Raw genomic sequence first — 14,887 nt, 5'->3', positions numbered from 1 at the left:
GGCTCAGACCAGCCCGGCGCGCAGGCAGTCGTGGATGTGCAAGAGCCCCACGGGCCGCATCTCGCCATCCACCACGAACAGCGCGGTGATCCGGTTGCCCGACATCACCGCCATCGCCTCGGCGGCGAGGTCGTCGGGCGCGATCACGCGGGGCTTGCGGGTGGCGACCTGCCCCGCCGTGCGGTCCATCAGCCGGGCGATGTTGCGCCTCAGGTCGCCGTCCGAGATGACCCCGACCAGCTGCCCGCCCTCCATCACGCCGGCGATGCCGAAGCCCTTCTCGCTCATCACGATCAGCGTGTCGGCCATGGGCTGGGCCGCGTCGACCAGCGGCAGGGCCGGCCCCTCGTGCATCAGCTGCGCCACCTTCGACAGCCGCGCGCCCAGCTTGCCGCCGGGGTGAAAGGTGCGGAAATGTTCGGGCAGGAACCCGCGCCGCTCCATCACCGCCACGGCCAGCGCGTCGCCCAGCGCCAGCGTCAGCGTGGTCGAGGTGGTGGGCGCCATGCCGATCACGCAGGCCTCGGGCGCATCGGGCAGCAGCAGCCGGTAGTCGGCCGCCTGCATCAGCGTCGACTCCGCCCGGCCCGAGATCGCCACCATCGGGATCGAGAACCTTGCGACGTGGGCGACCATGTCGCGCAGTTCGGCGGTTTCGCCCGAGTTCGAGATCAGGATCGTCAGGTCGCCCGGCGTGACCATGCCGAGGTCGCCGTGGCTCGCCTCCGCCGGGTGCACGAAGGCCGAGGGCGTGCCGGTCGACGCGAAGGTCGAGCTGATCTTGCGCGCGATGTGGCCCGACTTGCCGATCCCCGACAGGATCACGCGGCCCTTGGTGGCCAGGATCGCCTCGACCGCGGCGGCGAAATCCGCGGGCAGGGCGTCGGCCATCGCGGTGACGGCCGCGCCCTCGGTGCGCAGCACGCGGGCGGCGGTGGCACGGATCGCGGCGTTCTGATCTTCGGTCATGGCCTTCCCCTAGCGCAGAGCCGCGTCCTTGGCGAGAGGGGGGATTTCGCCCCGCACCGCGCTCTGGCATGAAGGGCGCGACCGCAGGAGGCCCGCATGAACCGACGCTTCGGCCAGCCGCCCGACCCCGCCCGCCGCTACACGCCGCGGCCCGGGGTCTATGCCGTGATCGACGCGGGCGACGGCATCCTCGCCACCTTCCAGGAGGAACCGCGCCCCGAGCTGCAGCTGCCCGGCGGCGGCATCGACCCCGGCGAGGCACCGCTGGTCGCGCTGCACCGCGAGGTGATGGAGGAAACCGGCTACCTGATCCACGCCGCCCGGCGGCTGGGGATGTTCCACCGCTACACCTACATGCCGGAATACGACCTCTTCGCGCAGAAGCTGTGCCACGTCTACGTCGCCCGCCTCGGCCCCCGCCGCGGCGCGCCGACCGAGCCGGGGCATACCGCGGTGTTCCTGCCCTGGGACGTGGCGGCCGAACGCCTGGCCGTGTCCGGCGACCGGCATTTCCTGCGGATGGCGTGGGGGGCGCTGCGCCGCTAGCCGGGCGGCCCGTGGTAGTCGATCAGCACCGCCGAGGCGTCGTCGGGAAAGCTGTCGGTGCCCGCGTGCCGCGCCAGCCCCGCCTCGAGCGCCGCAAGGAACCGCGGCCCGGTCAGGCGCGCGGCCTCGGTGACGAGCCGCGCAAGCCCCGCCTCGTCCAGCGCGCGGCCGTCCGGGTCGGGGCACTCGATCAGGCCATCGGAATAGAGCAGCATCCGGTCGCCGGGGCCGAAGGCGATGTCGAACCCGTCATAGGCGGCGCCCTCGATCAGGCCGATGGGCAGGCCGCCGGGCCCCACGAATTCCACCCGCCCGTCCCGGCGCAGCATCAGCGGGTGCGGGTGGCCCGCCTGCACCATCCACATCCGCCCCGAACCGGTGTCGAGGATGCCGAGCCCGAGGGTGAAGTAGCGGTCCGAGCGGATCTCGCTCAGGATCATCTGGTTCAGCCGCACCGCGGCCTCCTGCGGCGCGAGCGGGCACAGGCTCCCGTCGCGGCGGCGGGTCAGCGCGATGTTCTGGTCCGGCGTCGCCGCGCTCAGGATGCCGGCGACCCGTGCGGCGATCATCGCCGAGGCCACGCCATGCCCGGACACGTCCAGCCCGAACACCCCCACCATCCCGTCGCCCACCGGGAAGGAGCCGACCATGTCGCCGCCGACATGCCCCGACGTCTTTAGCCACAGCGACACGTCGACCGGCCCGAAGCGGCGGAACCGGTCCTGCATCTGCGAGCGCTGCAGGCGGCGCGCCTCCTCGAGGTCGCGGTCGAGCGCGTCGTAGAGGCTGCGGATCTCGCCCAGCGCGTCGGTCAGGCGCAGGTTCCTGTCGACCAGCGCGCGCTGCATGGCGACGATGCGCGCCCCCGCGGTCAGCCGCGCCCGCAGTTCGGGCGGGCGCACCGGCTTGGTCAGGAAATCGTCGGCGCCGGCCTCCAGCCCCTCGGCCAGCGCGCTATCGGCGGTCTTGGAGGTCAGCAGGATGACATAGGCATAGCCCTCGCGCCGCTGCGCGCGCAGGCGGCGGCAGAACTCGGGCCCGGTCAGCCCGGGCATCATCCAGTCGCTGATGACCAGCCCGATGGCGGGATCGCGGGCGATCTCCAGCGCCTCCTCGGCGGTGCCGGCCTCGACGACCGCGTGGCCCCAGCGCCGCAGCAGCGTGCACAGCATCAGGCGCTGGGCGCGGCTGTCGTCGATCACCAGCACCCGCAGCGGCGCGTCGGGCGGGCGGTCGAGGGGCCAGGCGAGGTGGTCGGGGCGGTGCAGCATGGCGCAGGCGACTCGGGCAGGGGCGGACCCGTCCTGCACCGGCCCGCGTTAACGGGGCGTGAAGCGGACAATGCGCCGTATCGGGCCGCCGGCCGGTAGGGCCCCGTTAACCCGGCGGGCGCTAGCCTGACCGCGGACAGGGGGCAAGGAGCGAGAGATGATAGACCTCGACCGCCTCACCGCCTTGCGCGCCGACATAGGGGAGGACGACTTCGCCGAGGTCGTCCTGCTGTTCGTCTCCGAGATCGAGGAGCGGCTGGCGGCGCTGCAGGCCGATCCCGCCTCCGCGCGGGCCGACGATTTCCATTTCCTGCGGGGCAGCGCCGCGAACCTCGGCTTCACCGGAATGGTCGCGGCCTGTCACGCCGCCGAGGCCGCCTGCCTCGCCGGCACGCCCCCCGACATCGCCGCCGTCGCGCAGGGATTCGCCGCCGCGCTGGCCGCCGTCGCGCCCGACCTTCCGGGCCTCGCCGCCGCCTGACCGGCGCGGGGCTCAGATCAGGAAATCGGCCAGCACCTCGTCCGCGGTGATGTCGCGGAAGCCGAAGCCGCGCGCGGTCACGCGCTCGACCATGCGGTCGAAGTTCCCCGGGTCGTCGGTCTCGATCCCGATCAGGACCGAACCGAAGTTGCGGCTGTTCTTCTTGAGGTACTCGAACCGCGCGATGTCGTCGCCGGGGCCCAGCAGGTCGAGGAAATCGCGCAGCGCGCCGGGGCGCTGGGGCAGGCGCAGGATGAAATACTTCTTCAGCCCCTGCCAGTTCTGCGCGCGCTCCTTGACCTCGGGCAGCCGTTCGAAGTCGAAGTTGCCCCCCGAGGTGACACAAACCACCGTCTGCCCCGCGATCTGGTCCCGCAGCTCGCCCAGCACGTCCACCGACAGGGCGCCGGCGGGCTCCAGCACGATGCCCTCGATGTTCAGCATCTCCTGGATCGTCACGCAGATGCGGTTTTCGGGGGCCACCAGCACGTCGCGCGGATCGACCCGCCGCAGCACCTCGAAGGTCCTGTCGCCGATCCGCGCCACCGCCGCGCCGTCGACGAAGGTGTCGGTGATCGGAATGGTCTGCGGCGCCCCGGTCTTCAGCGCGGCGGTCAGGCTGGCGCCGCCCGCGGGCTCGACCAGCGTCACATGGGTGCCCGCCCCGACCGCATCGAGGAACGAGATCATGCCCGCCGACAGCCCGCCGCCCCCCACCGGCAGGATCAGCCGGTCGGGCGCGCGCCCCATCTCCTCCAGGATCTCGACGGCGACCGAGGCCTGCCCCTCGATCACGTCGGGGTCGTCGAAGGGCGACAGGAAATGCGCCTCGGTGCGGGCGCAGTCGGCCTTGGCCGCGGCCAGCGTCTCGTCGAAGAAATCGCCGGTCAGCACGATCTCGACCGCGCCGCCGCCGAAGGTCTTGGTCTTGAGGATCTTCTGCTCGGGTGTCGTCACCGGCATGAAGATGCGCCCCGTCACCCCGAAATGCGCGCAGACGAAAGCCACGCCCTGCGCGTGGTTGCCGGCACTGGCGCAGACGAAGCGGGTCGCCGACGGGTCGGCCGCGCGGATCTTGCGCATCGCGGTGAAGGCGCCGCGCAGCTTGTAGGACCGCACCGGCGACAGGTCCTCGCGCTTCAGCCAGATGTCCGCGCCGAAACGCTCGGACAGGTGCAGGTTGCGCTGCAGCGGCGTCGGCGGGAACAGGTCGCGCAAGCTGCGCGTCGCGGCCCAGGCTCTGTCGGCGAAATCACTCATGCGCCCGGCCTGCCCCAAGCCCGCCCGTCTGTCCAGCGTCAGTTGAGCTGCCGGCCCTCGATCAGGTTGCCGTAGAGCGTGGTCATCAGCGACAGGTTCACCAGGATCTGCAGCCACGACACCACCCCGTTGACCACCTGGCCCGCCACCGACAGCACGATCTGTTCCTGTGCCATGCCGAAGGTGTTGACGGTCACGGTCTGGCCGAACGCCAGCAGGATGGCCTGCTGGACCACGCCGACCACCAGCGCGATCACGATCAGCGGCAGCAGGATCTGGCTCGCCACCGGGCGGGTCGCGGCCCAGCTCTCGCCGATGGTCATGCGCTCGCCCAGCGCCGCGGCCGGCAGCACCAGGCCGATCCGCGTGGCGACCCAGGACGCGCCGAAGACAAGGCCGATGCCGAGCGCCACGGCGACAGTCACCGACTGGGTGATCGCGCTGACAAGGCCGATCACGATGCCGCCGCCCAGGACCGCGATCAGCACCACGATCACCACGACGAAGGCGCGCCCGAAATAGGACAGGACGCGGTCGCCGCGCCAGGCCGGCAGCAGGCCGTTGCCGCCCTCCTCCAGCAGGACGTAGCGGTGCCACCCGACCGCCGCCCAGCAATAGGCCACCACCGCCACGAGGCCCACGACGACGATGCCGAGGAACAGGCCGCCGGCCGGCGTCTCGGTGCCGCCCATGGCCAGGGTGCCGCCGCCCAGGAGGACAAAGGCAAGGAAGGGCGCGAGGAACAGCAGCAGCGTCAGCCGCGCCGCGGCCGCCAGGTTGCCGAAGACCTGCTGCACCACATGGCGCAGCAACTGGTACCCGTAGTCCATCACACCCTCCGTCACCTTGCTTGCCCCTTGAAAACCCGGTATCGCCCGCGCGGTCAATCCAGAACGCGACGGAGCCTGCCCATGTCCGCCCCCAAGAAGGTCGTTCTCGCCTATTCCGGCGGCCTCGACACCTCGATCATCCTGAAATGGCTGCAGACGGAATACGGCTGCGAGGTGGTGACCTTCACCGCCGATCTCGGCCAGGGCGAGGAGCTGGAGCCCGCGCGCAAGAAGGCCGAGATGCTGGGGATCCGCCCCGAGAACATCTACATCGAGGATCTGCGCGAGGAATTCGTGCGCGACTTCGTCTTCCCGATGATGCGGGCGAACGCGCTGTACGAGGGGCTCTACCTGCTCGGCACCTCGATCGCGCGGCCGCTGATCTCCAAGCGTCTGGTCGAGATCGCCGCGATGACCGGCGCCGACGCGGTGGCCCACGGCGCGACCGGCAAGGGCAACGACCAGGTGCGGTTCGAGCTGTCGGCCTACGCGCTGAACCCCGAGATCAAGGTGATCGCGCCCTGGCGGCTGTGGTCGCTGACCAGCCGGACCAAGCTGCTGGAATTCGCGGAAGCCAACCAGATCCCGATCGCCAAGGACAAGCGCGGCGAGGCGCCCTTCAGCGTCGACGCGAACCTCCTGCACACCTCGTCCGAGGGCAAGGTGCTGGAAAACCCCGGCGAGGAAGCCCCTGACTACGTCTACCAGCGCACCGTGCATCCCGAGGACGCGCCCGACGCGCCCGAGATGGTGGAAATCACCTTCGAGAAGGGCGATGCGGTCGCCATCGACGGCGTGGCGATGTCGCCCGCCGCGATCCTGACCCGGCTGAACGAGCTGGGCGGCAAGCACGGCGTCGGCCGGCTCGACCTGGTGGAAAACCGCTTCGTCGGCATGAAGTCCCGCGGCATCTACGAGACGCCCGGCGGCACCATCCTGCTCGAGGCGCACCGCGGGATCGAGCAGATCACGCTGGATTCCGGGGCGGGGCACCTGAAGGATTCGATCATGCCGCGCTACGCCGAGCTGATCTACAACGGCTTCTGGTTCTCGCCCGAGCGCGAGATGCTGCAGGCCCTGATCGACAAGAGCCAGGAGCACGTCACCGGCACCGTCCGGGTCAAGCTCTACAAGGGCCTCGCCCGCACCGTCGCCCGCTGGTCCGACCGCAGCCTCTATTCCGAGGCGCACGTGACCTTCGAGGAGGACGCCGGCGCCTACGACCAGAAGGACGCGCAGGGCTTCATCCAGCTCAACGCGCTGCGGCTCAAGCTGATCGCGTCGCGGAACCGCCGCCTCAAGGGCTGATCCGCCGCAACGTCGCGATTGCACGACCCGGCCGGCCCGCCTAGCGATGAGGCGGGCCGGTGTCGTTCCGGCCCCTTGCACGGGGGATCGCCACCATGAGCCTGACAGACATCGCCGCCCGCATCCGCGAGGGCCTCGCGGGCAAGGGCTTCGACGGCTCGATGAAGTTCGATTGCGGCGAGGACGGGGTGATCGTGCTGGCGGACGGCACCGCCACGACCGACGACCGCGACACCGACTGCACCATCCGCCTCAGCCGCGACACCCTGGTCAAGCTCCTGTCGGGCCAGCTGAACCCGATGACGGGCGTCATGATGGGCAAGCTCAAGGTATCGGGCGACATGGGCGTCGCGCTGGGCCTCGGGCGGCTCCTGGCGCGCTGAGAGGCGGCACCGCTCCGGCGCCGCCCCGATTCATGTCCGGCGGGGGGCTTACATGCCCTGCGACGCCGCGAAGCCGGTGAACCCGCCCATGCCGAGGTCGGCCAGCATCGTCGCGGCCCCGGTCCCGAGGTCGACGGCGTAAAGGCCCGCCGACCCCGCGCCCTCCATCTGCAGGATCGCGTAGGCCATGTCGCTGCCCTCGGCCGGCGACACGATGTCGAACCCGCCCATCGCCGAGATGTCGGCCGCCATGCCGTCCACGGTGATCGCCGCGACGGTGGCCAGCGTGCCCTCGTTGTTGGCGAGCGTCGCAAGGCTGTCGGTGGCCGCGTCCAGCACGTATTGCTGCGTGCTGCCCGCCGTCATCCCGTTGATCGCGTTGGTGTAGGCGTTGGCGAACACCATCGGCATGGCGCCCGCGTTCGCGTCGCCCGCCGCATAGGCGAGGTCGGTGAAGCGGCGGACCGAGCCGGCCCGCTCGTCGTTGTCGCCGAAATCGGCGGGGAAGTAGACGAGGTTGTCGCCGGCGGTCGACACCGCCCGCACCGCGTCGATGGCGTTGTTGAAGTCGAAGCCGACCATCGCGCCGTCGGCGATGGTGGCGCCGTCCATGACGGTCGCGCCAAGGTCGGTCATCGCGCCCGAGGCCGGGTCGATGACCGCGACGCCCGCGCCCGAGAAGCCGAGCAGTTCGCCCGTCACCGGGCGCCAGGCGATCGCCTGCACCGGCATGGCAAGCTCGAGGGTCATCACCGCGCCCGGATCGGCGAGGTTGGGCATCACCACGAGGGTCGCGCCGTCGTTGGCGAGCGCGTAGCCCGTCATCGGGGCGGCATGGGCATCGGCCAGCACGGGGCCGGCCAGCAGGCTCAGGGCGGCGGCGGCAGCAAATCGGGTCATCGCGTGTCTTCTCCTGTCTGGTTGGACGGGCCCTGCGGGGCCCTGCACATCCAGACACGGGGAAGGCGCCGGGCGGGTTTCACCGCGCGGCGGGATTTTTCGTCAGAGCGCCGCGGCCAGCCGCGCGCCCTGGTCGATGGCGCGCTTGGCGTCCAGTTCCGCGGCCACGTCGGCGCCGCCGATCACGTGCGGCGTGATCCCCGCCGCGATCAGCTGGTCGGCCAGGCTCCGCTCCACCTCCTGCCCGGCGCAAAGCACGACGGTATCGACCTCGATCAGCGTGGGTTTTTCCCGCGCCTCGCCAAAGCTGACGTGGAGGCCCTTCGCGTCGATCCCCTCGTAGTTCACGCCGGCGATCATCTTGACGCCCTTCATCTGCAGGCTGGCGCGGTGGATCCAGCCGGTGGTCTTGCCCAGCCGCTTGCCGGGCTTCTCCGCCTTGCGCTGCAACAGCACCACCTCGCGCGCCGGCGGCTCGGGCTGCGGCCCCTCGGGGGCGAGGCCCCCGCGATGCGCCGCGGGGTCGGCGACGCCCCATTCCCGGCGCCACAGTTCGGGCACCTCGGTCGGGCTCTCGCCTTCGTGGACCAGGAACTCGGCCACGTCGAAGCCGATGCCGCCCGCCCCCACCACGGCCACGCGCCGGCCCACGGGCGCGCGGCCCGCCAGCACGTCGACATAGGACAGAACGTTCGGCCCCTCCTGCCCGGGGATGGCGGGATCGCGCGGGCGCACGCCGGTCGCCACGATCACCTCGTCGAAGCCCGTCAGGTCGTTGACCGACGGCGCCGCGCCCAGGCGCAGGTCCACGCCGTGGCGGTCCAGCATGGTGGCGAACCAGTCGACCAGCCCGACGAATTCCTCCTTGCCGGGGATCGTCTTGGCCATGTTCAGCTGCCCGCCGACCTGCGCCGCCTTGTCCCACAGTGTCACCGCGTGGCCCCGCTCCGCCGCGACCATCGCCGCCGCCATGCCCGCCGCCCCCGCGCCGACGATGGCCACGCGCTTTGCCTTGGCGGCGGGCGCGTAGCGCAGCTCCAGCTCGTGGCAGGCGCGCGGGTTGACCAGGCAGGAGGTCAGCTTGCCCGAGAACGTGTGGTCGAGGCAGGCCTGGTTGCAGGCGATGCAGGGCGCGATCTCGTCGGCGCGTCCGGCCATCGCCTTGGCGACGAAGCCCGCATCGGCCAGGAACGGCCGCGCCATGCTGACCATGTCGGCGCAGCCCGTCGCCAGCACCTCCTCGGCCACCGCGGGCGTGTTGATCCGGTTCGACGTGATGACCGGGATGCCCACCTTGCCCATCAGCTTCCGCGTCACCCAGGCAAAGGCCTTGCGCGGGACACTGGTGGCGATGGTCGGAATCCGCGCCTCGTGCCAGCCGATCCCGGTGTTCAGGATCGTGGCGCCCGCCGCCTCGATCGCCTGCGCCAGCTGCACCACCTCGTCGAAGGTGGACCCGTCCGGCACCAGGTCGATCATGCTGAGGCGGTAGATGATGATGAAATCCGGCCCCACCGCCTCGCGCGCCCGGCGCACCACCTCGACGGGCAGGCGCATCCGGTTCTCGTAAGGTCCACCCCAGCGATCCGTCCGCTTGTTGGTGTGGGTCACCAGGAACTGGTTCAGGAAATACCCCTCCGACCCCATGATCTCGACGCCGTCATAGCCCGCCTCGCGGGCCCGCACGGCGGCGGTGACGATGTCGGCGATCTGCTTCTCGATCCCGGCCTCGTCCAGTTCCTTCGGCGGGAACGGCGAGATCGGCGACTTGAGGGCAGACGGCCCCACGCAGTCCGGCGAATAGGCGTAGCGCCCGGCGTGCAGGATCTGCATCGCGATCTTGCCGCCCTCGGCGTGCACCGCGTCGGTCACGATGCGGTGGTTGGCGATGTCCTGCGGGGTGTAGAGACCCGCGGCGCCGGGGAACACGCCGCCCTCCTTGTTGGGCGCCATGCCGCCGGTGACGATCAGCGCCACCTGACCGCGCGCGCGTTCGGCGTAGAAGGCCGCCACGCGGGGCCAGTCCTTCGTCTCCTCCAGCCCCGTGTGCATCGAGCCCATCAGCACGCGGTTCTTCAGCGTGGTAAAGCCCAGGTCCAGCGGGGCCAGCAGGTGCGGGTAACGCGCGTCAGCCATGGTGAAAGGTCCTCCCGATGCTCTGGCTAGCGCGGGACGCGGGCCCTGTCAGCCCGAAACGCGGCGTCACGAGGCCCAGTAGACCCGCTTGAACCAGCCGCCGAGCTCCACCAGCCAGCTGACCGGCGGCAGGTCGAACATGGCGAGGATCAGCACCAGGATCACGGCGCCGACAGCCAGCCCGGTCTCGGCCCGGTGGCCGGCCCGCGCGGGCGACCCGAACAGGAGGCCGCGGTAGACCGAGACATGGACCAGCAGGTGCCACAGCGCGAAGGACGCGAACAGGACCGAGGTGGCCAGGTGCACCGCCTCCCACAGCTCGCGCGACAGGCCCGCCAATGTCCAGCCGATCTCGGCCGCCCTGCGCCCCTGCGGCGCCACGAACAGCGCGGCGCCGCTGCCCAGCATCACGAGGAAGGACAGGGTGACGCCGAACACCGCCGCCGCGCGCCCCGACCAGGGCGCCGGCAGTCGGCCGGGTGCGGGGGAATGGTCTGCCATGGGGTATGCCTCCGTCTGTGGCCGGGATTCCCGGGCCAGACAGCACGGCGGCGCGGCCCGGTCAGTGACCGGGATCAACGGCGGTCAGCGGCCCGCGGTCTCGGCGCAGTGGCGGCGGAAGGCGCGCTTGAGCATCTCCAGCTCCTCGCGCAGCAGCGCGACCTCGGCGCGGATGTCGGCGTCCAGCGCCTCGCCCGCCATCAGCGTGACCCGGTCCAGCACCGCGCCGCTGGCGGTGGAGCGCAACCCGATCACCTGCACGCCCTCGGCGATCACCTCGGCCGGCAGCTCCAGCGTGACGCGCTGTTCCTCGGGCCGCGCGGCGTCGGCGGTCAGCGTCGCCACGGCCACCACCCGGCCCTCGTGCACCGCCTCGAGCCCGGTGCCGGCGGCGGCGCTCAGCAGCCCCTCGTAACGCCCGCCCCTCAGCCTGACCCGCGTCAGCGTCTCGTCCTGCATCGCCCCTGCTCCCTCAGATATCGGCCCGCGGCGCGCGCAGCACCACCATGTCCCGGATCGCCACCCGGTTCATCTCGGGGCCCTCGAGGATCAGGTCGAGCCAGCCCTTCTCGACCCGCTTCTCGTTGATCCGCGAATAGGCAAGGTCGAACTCCGCCAGCCCGCGGTCGCCGTCAAAGGCGAACTGGCGCACGATCTGCTCGTGGTTCGGCCCGTGCTGGATGTTGAGCCGCGCGTAGACCTCGATCGGCTGCTCCCGGTCCATGGTCAGGTGCACCTGGAAGAAATGGTCGAGCGTCAGGCCCTGCAACGCGGCGTCGGGCAGGTCCTGCACCAGCGACAGGAACGACCCGTCAAATCGGTAGACCTCCAGCACCAGCGCAAAGACCGGCCCGGTCGCGTCCCGCCGCGCCGGTTCCTGCCTGAGCGACAGGTCGGACCGCGTCGCGTCGTGGAACAGCGTCACGCCCGCCCCGATGGCCAGCGGCGAGCCAAAGCCGACATGGCCGCGGGGGGTGAGGCGCGCGCGCCAGGGCCCGCCGCGCTCGGCCCAGTCGCACTGGTCGGGCCGCGCGATGCCGTCCTGACCGGCGCTGCGGGCCAGAAGCTCGGTCTCGGCCTCGGCGGACAGCCGGTCGATGCGGCTGCGCACCCCCAGCATCTCGCGCCGCAGCCCCGCCAGGTCGCGCGGCGCCAGGCCGGCGCGCGTCTGCAGCGCGCGCTCCCACCGCTTCAACATCTGGTCGGGGCCGAAGAGCCCGAGAAAACCTGCCCTGTCCTTGCCCATCTTCACCATCCACCTCGGGCCGGCCGGGGCGGGCGGTCGCCCACCGCCCGGACCCCGCGCGCCCGTCACACCGATCCGCTCATCCGAATATCCGCCGAAACAGCCCCACGTTCCAGAGCGGACCTGCCCCAAGGGGAAGGTTCTGCGGCGCGGCTTGCACGGGGGCCACGGGGCCCGGCGGCGGCAGCGGCGTGGCGCCGGGCGCGGGGTTGGCCGCCTGCACCGCGGCGGCAAAGCCGCGCAGGGTGGCCAGGCTCTCCTCGCGGCTCAGCGCGCGGTCCTCCAGCGCCAGCACCGACAGCGTGGCGATGCGCGGGCCGACGTCGAGATAGGCGCGCCAGTAATCCGCCTGCACCCCGTCGATGGCGCCCTCGCTGGTGTCGGCGGCGTGCAGCAGGAACACCTCCCCGTCCAGCGCGGTGTCGAGGATCGTCACCGTCGCCGGGTCGCCCGAGCGGCTCAGCAGCGTCAGCCCCTCGTCCGAACGGAAGAAGGCGTCAAGCTCCGCGATGCTGTCGGCCAGCCGCCCGCCGGACGAGGGCTCGGAGATCGCGGCGGTCAGGACGGCGGGCGTGGCGGGCTGGATCACGCGGCGCGAATTGGCGATGGCCGCGCAGTTGCCCAGCAGGACAAAGCCCGTGGCCCCGGTGTCGCGCGTCGCCGTGGGGTCGATGCAGTAGCCGTCCGGCCCGGTGACGACGATGGCGTCGGTGGTCACCGCCACCTCGGTCGGCGCCTCGGCCCCGCCGCCGCGCAGCAGCCCGCCCCCGCACCCGGCAAGGCCCAGGCTGGCCGCAAGCACGAGCAGGGCGGGGAAAGGTCGGGGCATCCTGGAACTCCGGGGCGCGGGCTGCGGGGTCCGTCCGGCATAGGTCGGTCGCGCCCCGGTTGCAACCGCCGCGCCGTCCGCCGGTCAGGTCAGCACCAGCCAGAGGCCGACCGCGCCGCCCACGACCATCGCCAGCCCGGTCACGGCATAAAGGGCGACCACCACGCGAAAGCCGGTGGGCCGGTCATGCCGGTTGAAGCTGCGCGCATCTAGCCACGTCCGGCCCGACCGGAGCGACCGGCGCACGCCATACAGCAGCGCCAGCCCCACGACCACGAAGCCGGCCAGCACCACGATGCCGCCCGCCAGATCCTCGTCCATCGAACGATCTCCCGCCGGACCGCCGGCCGCGCCAGTCTAGCACGGCCGGACCCCGGCGGGACATGCCCGCCGCGGGCCGTGCGCCGTCAGATGTCGGCGTAGACGTGCTTCTCGTGCTTGCCGCCGGGGTGCGTCACCGCGCCCTTCACCGCCGGGCCGACCAACTGGGCGTATTTCCACAGCGCGCCGGTGGCGTAGATCGTGTCGCGCGGGCCGGCCCACAGCTTGCGGCGCGCCTCCAGCTCCTCGTCCGACAGCGCCACCGACAGTTCGCCCGTGATCGCGTTGATGGTGATCATGTCGCCGTCCTTGAGCAGGCCGATGGGCCCGCCCACCGCCGCCTCGGGGCCGACATGGCCCACGCAGAACCCGCGGGTCGCGCCCGAGAACCGGCCGTCGGTGATGAGCGCCACCTTCTTGCCCATGCCCTGACCCGACAGCGCGCTGGTGGTGGCCAGCATCTCGCGCATCCCGGGGCCGCCGCGCGGGCCCTCGTTGCGGATCACGATGACCTCGCCTTCCTTGTAGGCGCGGCTGCGGACCGCCTCGAAGGCGTCCTCCTCGCACTCGAACACGCGGGCCGGGCCGGTGAAGACCTGCTGTTCCGGCGCCATGCCGGCGACCTTCACGATCGCCCCCTCGGGCGCCAGGTTGCCCTTCAGGCCCACGACCCCGCCGGTCTCGGTGATCGGCGTGGCGGCGGCGTGGATGACCTTGCCGTCGGCCTCGCGGGTGATCAGGTCCAGCTCCTCGCCCATGGTGCGGCCCGTGGCGGTGATGCAGTCCTCGTGGATCAGGCCGATCTTGCGCAGCTCCTTCATCACCACCGGCACGCCGCCCGCCTCGTAGAGGTCCTTGGCGACGTACTGCCCGCCCGGCTTCATGTCGACGAAGTAGGGCGTGTCTTTGAAGATGTCGCAGACGTCGAACAGGTCGAAGTCGATCCCCGCCTCGTGCGCGATGGCCGGCAGGTGCAGGCCGGCATTGGTCGACCCTCCGGTGCAGGCGACGACGCGGGCGGCGTTCTCCAGCGACTTCCGCGTGACGATGTCCCGCGCCCGGATGCCCAGCTCCAGGAGCTTCATCACCGCCTCGCCCGAGGCCACGCCATACTGGTCGCGGCTCTCGTAGGGCGCGGGCGCGCCCGAGGAATTGGGCAGCGCAAGGCCGATCGCCTCGGACACGCAGGCCATGGTGTTGGCGGTGAACTGGCCGCCGCAGGCGCCCGCGCTGGGGCAGGCCACGCGCTCGATGATCGCCAGCATCTCGTCGGTCATGTTGCCGGCCTGGTGCTGGCCCACCGCCTCGAACACGTCCTGCACGGTGATGTCCTTGCCATCCAGACGGCCCGGCAGGATCGACCCGCCGTAGATGAACACCGACGGCACGTTCAGCCGCACCATCGCCATCATCATCCCCGGCAGCGACTTGTCGCAACCCGCAAGCCCCACCAGCGCGTCGTAGCAATGCCCCCGCATGGTCAGCTCGACGGTGTCCGCGATGGCGTCCCGCGACGCGAGGCTCGACCGCATCCCCTCGTGGCCCATGGCGATGCCGTCGGTCACGGTGATGGTGGTGAACTCGCGCGGGGTGCCGTTGGCGTGCTTGACGCCCAGCTTCACCGACTGCGCCTGCCGGTTCAGCGCGATGTTGCAGGGCGCGGCCTCGTTCCAGCAGGTGGCGACGCCGACGAAGGGCTGGTGGATCTCCTCGTCGTTCAGGCCCATGGCGTAGAAATACGACCGGTGCGGAGCGCGCGCGGGCCCCTCGGTCACGTGGCGGCTCGGCAGTTTCGACTTGTCCAAGTTGCCCTTCGTCATGGTGCGGGCCCTCCCTCTGGCATCTCACTGGAATACGGGACGTTCGGGCCCCGGAATAGACGCGGGGGCGGGGGCAGACAAGCGCG

Annotated in this window: 16 protein-coding genes; 4 read left to right on the top strand and 12 right to left on the bottom strand. The window is 71.5% G+C overall.

All coding sequences use genetic code 11. The features are described 5' to 3' along the window. Positions 1-3: 3 nt before the first annotated feature. Positions 4-969, bottom strand: a complete 966-nt coding sequence (locus HCU73_RS10185; protein ID WP_168623354.1) for a KpsF/GutQ family sugar-phosphate isomerase — start codon at positions 967-969, stop codon at positions 4-6. Between the two features lie 96 nt (positions 970-1,065). Between HCU73_RS10185 and HCU73_RS10180 the strand changes: the two genes are divergently transcribed. Further along, positions 1,066-1,515 carry an NUDIX domain-containing protein gene (locus HCU73_RS10180; RefSeq protein WP_168623353.1) on the top strand — a complete coding sequence of 150 codons (450 nt, stop codon included), beginning with the start codon at positions 1,066-1,068 and terminating at the stop codon, positions 1,513-1,515. On the opposite strand, the gene HCU73_RS10175 is transcribed toward HCU73_RS10180, so the two are convergent. Next, a complete protein-coding gene (locus tag HCU73_RS10175) occupies positions 1,512-2,786 on the bottom strand; it encodes a PP2C family protein-serine/threonine phosphatase (RefSeq protein ID WP_168623352.1) in 1,275 nt (424 codons plus the stop codon). The two genes, HCU73_RS10180 and HCU73_RS10175, sit on opposite strands and share 4 nt — an antisense overlap. Before the next feature lie 157 nt (positions 2,787-2,943). On the opposite strand from HCU73_RS10175, the gene HCU73_RS10170 reads away from it, so the two are divergent. Next, positions 2,944-3,267, top strand: a complete 324-nt coding sequence (locus HCU73_RS10170) for an Hpt domain-containing protein (protein ID WP_168623351.1) — start codon at positions 2,944-2,946, stop codon at positions 3,265-3,267. A 12-nt stretch (positions 3,268-3,279) separates the two neighbouring features. On the opposite strand, the gene ilvA is transcribed toward HCU73_RS10170, so the two are convergent. Together ilvA and HCU73_RS10160 are read right to left on the bottom strand one after the other, a co-directional pair. Next, positions 3,280-4,527 (bottom strand): threonine ammonia-lyase IlvA, encoded by a 1,248-nt coding sequence (gene ilvA / locus HCU73_RS10165; protein ID WP_168623350.1) that lies wholly within the window; start codon positions 4,525-4,527, stop codon positions 3,280-3,282. Positions 4,528-4,565: 38 nt separating this feature from the next. Next, complete coding sequence (locus HCU73_RS10160) at positions 4,566-5,357, bottom strand: hypothetical protein (protein ID WP_168623349.1); 792 nt, start codon at positions 5,355-5,357, stop codon at positions 4,566-4,568. Positions 5,358-5,438: 81 nt separating this feature from the next. Between HCU73_RS10160 and HCU73_RS10155 the strand changes: the two genes are divergently transcribed. Both HCU73_RS10155 and HCU73_RS10150 read left to right on the top strand, forming a co-directional pair. Further along, positions 5,439-6,665: an argininosuccinate synthase gene (locus tag HCU73_RS10155; protein ID WP_168623348.1), complete on the top strand. Its 1,227-nt coding sequence runs from the start codon at positions 5,439-5,441 to the stop codon at positions 6,663-6,665. Between the two features lie 95 nt (positions 6,666-6,760). After that, a complete protein-coding gene (locus HCU73_RS10150; protein ID WP_168623347.1) occupies positions 6,761-7,048 on the top strand; it encodes an SCP2 sterol-binding domain-containing protein in 288 nt (95 codons plus the stop codon). Positions 7,049-7,096: 48 nt separating this feature from the next. On the opposite strand, the gene HCU73_RS10145 is transcribed toward HCU73_RS10150, so the two are convergent. The 8 genes from HCU73_RS10145 to ilvD form a co-directional block, all read right to left on the bottom strand. Beyond that, positions 7,097-7,948, bottom strand: coding sequence for a DUF4394 domain-containing protein (locus HCU73_RS10145; RefSeq protein WP_168623346.1), 852 nt, complete (start codon positions 7,946-7,948; stop codon positions 7,097-7,099). Positions 7,949-8,050: 102 nt separating this feature from the next. Then, a complete protein-coding gene (locus HCU73_RS10140) occupies positions 8,051-10,084 on the bottom strand; it encodes an NADPH-dependent 2,4-dienoyl-CoA reductase (RefSeq protein ID WP_168623345.1) in 2,034 nt (677 codons plus the stop codon). 66 nt (positions 10,085-10,150) lie between these two features. Next, positions 10,151-10,585, bottom strand: coding sequence for a DUF4405 domain-containing protein (locus HCU73_RS10135; RefSeq protein WP_168623344.1), 435 nt, complete (start codon positions 10,583-10,585; stop codon positions 10,151-10,153). Positions 10,586-10,669: 84 nt separating this feature from the next. Beyond that, entirely contained in the window at positions 10,670-11,044 is a 375-nt protein-coding gene (locus HCU73_RS10130) for a hypothetical protein (protein WP_168623343.1), read from the bottom strand. A gap of 13 nt (positions 11,045-11,057) precedes the next feature. Continuing rightward, positions 11,058-11,831 (bottom strand): DUF6478 family protein, encoded by a 774-nt coding sequence (locus HCU73_RS10125; RefSeq protein WP_168623342.1) that lies wholly within the window; start codon positions 11,829-11,831, stop codon positions 11,058-11,060. A 79-nt stretch (positions 11,832-11,910) separates the two neighbouring features. Beyond that, positions 11,911-12,660: a hypothetical protein gene (locus HCU73_RS10120; protein ID WP_168623341.1), complete on the bottom strand. Its 750-nt coding sequence runs from the start codon at positions 12,658-12,660 to the stop codon at positions 11,911-11,913. A gap of 84 nt (positions 12,661-12,744) precedes the next feature. Beyond that, entirely contained in the window at positions 12,745-12,981 is a 237-nt protein-coding gene (locus HCU73_RS10115; RefSeq protein ID WP_168623340.1) for a hypothetical protein, read from the bottom strand. Positions 12,982-13,067: 86 nt separating this feature from the next. Further along, the gene (gene ilvD / locus HCU73_RS10110; protein ID WP_168623339.1) at positions 13,068-14,801 is read right to left on the bottom strand and encodes a dihydroxy-acid dehydratase; all 1,734 of its coding nucleotides are present in this window, start codon (positions 14,799-14,801) and stop codon (positions 13,068-13,070) included. Between the last annotated feature and the right edge of the window lie 86 nt (positions 14,802-14,887).

The sequence above is a fragment of the Roseicyclus persicicus genome, assembly GCF_012395815.1.
Classification (GTDB): Bacteria; Pseudomonadota; Alphaproteobacteria; order Rhodobacterales; family Rhodobacteraceae; genus Roseicyclus; species Roseicyclus persicicus.
Note: the sequence above shows the minus strand (reverse complement) of the source record. Positions and strands in the feature narration are given on the sequence as shown.

What these genes read in the sequence shown, in the direction of transcription:
- HCU73_RS10185 (WP_168623354.1), bottom strand. Translation starts at nt 969, where the DNA reads ATGACCGAAGATCAGAACGCCGCGATCCGTGCCACCGCCGCCCGCGTG.
- HCU73_RS10180 (WP_168623353.1), top strand. Translation starts at nt 1,066, where the DNA reads ATGAACCGACGCTTCGGCCAGCCGCCCGACCCCGCCCGCCGCTACACG.
- HCU73_RS10175 (WP_168623352.1), bottom strand. Translation starts at nt 2,786, where the DNA reads ATGCTGCACCGCCCCGACCACCTCGCCTGGCCCCTCGACCGCCCGCCC.
- HCU73_RS10170 (WP_168623351.1), top strand. Translation starts at nt 2,944, where the DNA reads ATGATAGACCTCGACCGCCTCACCGCCTTGCGCGCCGACATAGGGGAG.
- ilvA (WP_168623350.1), bottom strand. Translation starts at nt 4,527, where the DNA reads ATGAGTGATTTCGCCGACAGAGCCTGGGCCGCGACGCGCAGCTTGCGC.
- HCU73_RS10160 (WP_168623349.1), bottom strand. Translation starts at nt 5,357, where the DNA reads ATGGACTACGGGTACCAGTTGCTGCGCCATGTGGTGCAGCAGGTCTTC.
- HCU73_RS10155 (WP_168623348.1), top strand. Translation starts at nt 5,439, where the DNA reads ATGTCCGCCCCCAAGAAGGTCGTTCTCGCCTATTCCGGCGGCCTCGAC.
- HCU73_RS10150 (WP_168623347.1), top strand. Translation starts at nt 6,761, where the DNA reads ATGAGCCTGACAGACATCGCCGCCCGCATCCGCGAGGGCCTCGCGGGC.
- HCU73_RS10145 (WP_168623346.1), bottom strand. Translation starts at nt 7,948, where the DNA reads ATGACCCGATTTGCTGCCGCCGCCGCCCTGAGCCTGCTGGCCGGCCCC.
- HCU73_RS10140 (WP_168623345.1), bottom strand. Translation starts at nt 10,084, where the DNA reads ATGGCTGACGCGCGTTACCCGCACCTGCTGGCCCCGCTGGACCTGGGC.
- HCU73_RS10135 (WP_168623344.1), bottom strand. Translation starts at nt 10,585, where the DNA reads ATGGCAGACCATTCCCCCGCACCCGGCCGACTGCCGGCGCCCTGGTCG.
- HCU73_RS10130 (WP_168623343.1), bottom strand. Translation starts at nt 11,044, where the DNA reads ATGCAGGACGAGACGCTGACGCGGGTCAGGCTGAGGGGCGGGCGTTAC.
- HCU73_RS10125 (WP_168623342.1), bottom strand. Translation starts at nt 11,831, where the DNA reads ATGGGCAAGGACAGGGCAGGTTTTCTCGGGCTCTTCGGCCCCGACCAG.
- HCU73_RS10120 (WP_168623341.1), bottom strand. Translation starts at nt 12,660, where the DNA reads ATGCCCCGACCTTTCCCCGCCCTGCTCGTGCTTGCGGCCAGCCTGGGC.
- HCU73_RS10115 (WP_168623340.1), bottom strand. Translation starts at nt 12,981, where the DNA reads ATGGACGAGGATCTGGCGGGCGGCATCGTGGTGCTGGCCGGCTTCGTG.
- ilvD (WP_168623339.1), bottom strand. Translation starts at nt 14,801, where the DNA reads ATGACGAAGGGCAACTTGGACAAGTCGAAACTGCCGAGCCGCCACGTG.